At 33.5% G+C, this 3,417-nt stretch carries 3 protein-coding genes; all 3 read right to left on the bottom strand.

The genetic code is table 11. The annotated features are described in order from the left end of the window. Positions 1–68: 68 nt before the first annotated feature. From RT037_RS13745 to RT037_RS13735, 3 genes are read right to left on the bottom strand one after another with little or no spacing between them, the layout of a single operon-like run. Positions 69–1,202, bottom strand: a complete 1,134-nt coding sequence (locus RT037_RS13745; protein WP_313032346.1) for a catalase family protein — start codon at positions 1,200–1,202, stop codon at positions 69–71. A gap of 59 nt (positions 1,203–1,261) precedes the next feature. Further along, on the bottom strand, positions 1,262–2,620 hold the full coding sequence (locus RT037_RS13740) for a Dyp-type peroxidase (RefSeq protein ID WP_076549608.1): 1,359 nt from the start codon (positions 2,618–2,620) through the stop codon (positions 1,262–1,264). A gap of 17 nt (positions 2,621–2,637) precedes the next feature. Beyond that, complete coding sequence (locus RT037_RS13735) at positions 2,638–3,195, bottom strand: hypothetical protein (protein ID WP_076549609.1); 558 nt, start codon at positions 3,193–3,195, stop codon at positions 2,638–2,640. Positions 3,196–3,417: the final 222 nt, after the last annotated feature.

Raw genomic sequence — 3,417 nt, 5'->3', positions numbered from 1 at the left:
ACAATATACGAAATTTTCGTATTATGAGTAACCTTTTTTATAATGCACTACGGGTGTAAATATAAAAACTATTTCTGAAAAAATTTCTCATCAAATGCCTCCTGCAAATTGTTTGGCTCTTTTCTTTTTTTGTTATTTAATTCGTGACGGGTCGTTGAAGAGGTTACATAGGCCGATCTTCTCGTACTTTGCAAATTACCTATGGGACGATTTTCTTCTAGAGTTCTAAACGGCGTAAACGAAAGATTGTCCATCACATTAAAATTACCATCTTCAGGAACTTCTTGTTTAAATATTTTGATTTTAGCTACCGTGCGAAATGGCGATAGTTCTTGAGACCATTCTTCTGTAAGATCATTAATTGGCATTTTTTTCAAATCGTTACATAATTGAATTTGTAGATTGAAGGTAAGATCGTTTTTTGCGATCTCTTTAATAATAGCTTTTCTGTAAGGCCAATCTTCGCTGTCAATATCAATATCCTTATCAATAATTAAGTTTTTCGTTTCGTCAGTAGGTTCAATTCTTACTTTTGCCATATAATCTCCGTGACGAACTGCGCCCATACTGTAATACTCGTATAAAAAACTGTTAATTGATGGGATTTTTTCAAAAGTTTTTAGTGCGGCTAATTCTTTTAATGCTTCGAAATTTGGGAAAGCTTTTTTATTTTCTGTAACCCAGATTGAAGCAAATTCCAATTTTCCTAATGCACCTTTTTCAAAAAAATCGGTGATTTTAAGAAACAGTTTGGAGATGAAAACATAATGTTCCGCAGTATTGCAAAAAAATACCGGATTATTGATTAGGTTGAAATCCACATTTGGTGATGACTCTTCACCAGGAGCAACTTTTTCGCCTTCAATTCCAAAAATTTTAAGTGCAAAACCTTGCGCATTTCCACTTAGTTTATCAGGCAACACACGAGAGGATCCGTTTGAAAAACGAACCACCGCTTCGTGTTTTCCTGCATTTTTATAAATACCTTGAGCCAATTCTTCAGGCAAATTAGGCAGAATTTCCACCTCTGCCTTTAATGCTGCATAGCCATTGGCGTGCGCATCTCTTGTATAATTATGAGCGCGGCTTAGTTGCGGCGTGTTTCGAATATAATCTACAATATCCTTATTAATTTTATTGATATACTCTTCGAAATTTTCAGGAATTTCTTCCAATTTATAATCATATTTAACGTATTCCATGCAATTAGATTTTTTTGTTAGTGATTTTTAAAAAAAAAATAGTTAAATTTTTATAAGTATTAATTTAATTCACTGATCCATTTGAGAGCTGAAAGACTTGGGATAAAGCAATATTCACCACCTTTCACGATATTATAAGTTTGTAAACCTCGGTATCTTTTTATTAGCGGGTCTGCAGGCATACTGAACAAACTATTTTGATCTTGCAAACCAACCATAGGATCTTTTTCACTACCCAGATTTTGTGAATTGCCATCATTAATCCATTGTTTTTGCAAAAATTCCAAAGTCCCCATTGCATTCGCGCTAATTCCCATAAAATATTGACCGCGTTCTTTACCGTCATTTTTTGTCACTTCCGGCGGAACAATATCCCCAAAAGTTACGCTGCGACGTATAATGCGGTGAAGCCTTTCATCTTCCAAGACAAAAGTTTTGGAATCTCGCGGATTCATCCTGCGGATGTGAGAACTGAAAGGACATTTTTTTCCAAACTCATCGTTCTTAAATGAAAAATTATTATTTTTTTCAGGATTTTCTCCAAGCACTTTATCATCTTTTTCTGGCGATAAAACTAGTGGAGCTCCGCTTCTCCATCTGCCTACCATTTTCGCAGCCAAAAGTTCGCCTTCTTCTGGAGAAGAACTATTATCCTTAATGAACTGGTTAAACTCTGCAACCTGGCTTTGATATTTTCTAAAAATCATAAAAGACCCATTCTTCCCTAAAATGTCCGGCTGAGGAAAAGGTTTTGTAATATCACCTTCTCCTGGATAACCTAATATAAATTCGCCAGCTGCAATCGGGCGGTCAAAACCTTGAGGTACATCAATCCCACTACCTTCAACTTCGGGATTACTGATTCCATCGCGAAAACCGAAAACATTTTTCACCTCTTCTGTAGCACCAAAATCTTCACTCACCAAAACTTCAACTCCATTGTTTTCCGAAATTTTCGTACGAAATTCTTCCAATTTGCTTTTCCAATCGGCTTCATTATTGGAGATCACTGCAGAAGCAATATGAATGTTAGGATTTTTAAATTCTTTCTGCCAATTTTTGGGATCATTCACGCCAATATCATAAAGATAAGACGATCTTTTAGCCATTCCTTCTTTAAAAGATTCCGGAAAAGAATCTAAACTTTCTTTTGGTACACCAATTTTTTCTAAACCTTTATAGGTAAAAGTTAGAAATACAGATGCTCCTTCGTTTTTGTTCCATTCCTCTGCAGAATCAATTAATGGAATCAAATCTTTCAACATCTTTTTCGCACTTTCTTTATCCGTGATTTCTAATAATGCCACTGTTCCAAAATAAGGAATTGGCCTACTTCTCAAAATTAAAGATTGAATTTCCTTCAACTCTATATTAACTTTGTCCGGATTGAAAATTCTTTTTATAAAATCAAATGCCATAATTTATTTATTAAAAATTATTTTTCAATTTTATTAGAATCGTCAATGGCTTTATTTAAGCCAGTAATAATCTTATCGTTACGTCTAATGTCGTTTACAGTAAGATGTGGTACTCCCACATACCAACCTGTCGCAGTAATCTGTTTGCTAAGAATAAAATCTTTAACTGTTGGATCTTTAATTCCAGGCCAACCTTCCACATTTCCAAAAATAATATCCATCAATTGGGGAATTTTGGTTGCAAAATCATCGATATAAGCATCCCAATCCCCATCATAAGCTGTACAGAACAAAATCTTAGTATCATTATCAAAAAGAACAATTCGTAAATCGTGTAAGGTTCCAACTTTTGTAGCACCTTTCAAATTACCATTTGCAATCTCCATAATTTTTCGGAGATTATCAGCGCCGCCGGGCTTCAAATCTGCCATTGCAGTCAGTTCAGAAACCCGACCTGAGCGTAATCCTTTTCTACCTGCAGAAGTTGTGGAATGATCATATCCATCATCAATACCTTCTGAAAAATTTGCTTTAATAAGCTCTGCTGTTAATTTTACATTGTCGATAAAACTCATAACAAAAAGATTTATTTTAATAATTATTTACTTAAAATCAAAAACTAAACCATCATTTAATTTTTTAATTAAAATTATTTATTAAAACTATTCATTGAATAGAAATAAAAAATTCAATTAAATTAACATTGCTCAGTTCTTAGTTGGTCCTATTTTTATATTAAATATACTCGTAGTGCATTATTAAATTAATTCAATTTTAAGTCTATTCATTTTTCTATT

It is taken from the genome of Soonwooa sp., from assembly GCF_032062245.1.
Classification (GTDB): domain Bacteria; phylum Bacteroidota; class Bacteroidia; order Flavobacteriales; family Weeksellaceae; genus Soonwooa.
The sequence above is the reverse complement of the archived record's forward strand: the minus strand, read 5'-3'. Positions and strand labels throughout refer to the sequence as shown.

Coding starts and splice junctions, on each gene's coding strand:
- RT037_RS13740 (WP_076549608.1), bottom strand. CDS start 2,620: ATGGCATTTGATTTTATAAAAAGAATTTTCAATCCGGACAAAGTTAAT.
- RT037_RS13735 (WP_076549609.1), bottom strand. CDS start 3,195: ATGAGTTTTATCGACAATGTAAAATTAACAGCAGAGCTTATTAAAGCA.
- RT037_RS13745 (WP_313032346.1), bottom strand. CDS start 1,202: ATGGAATACGTTAAATATGATTATAAATTGGAAGAAATTCCTGAAAAT.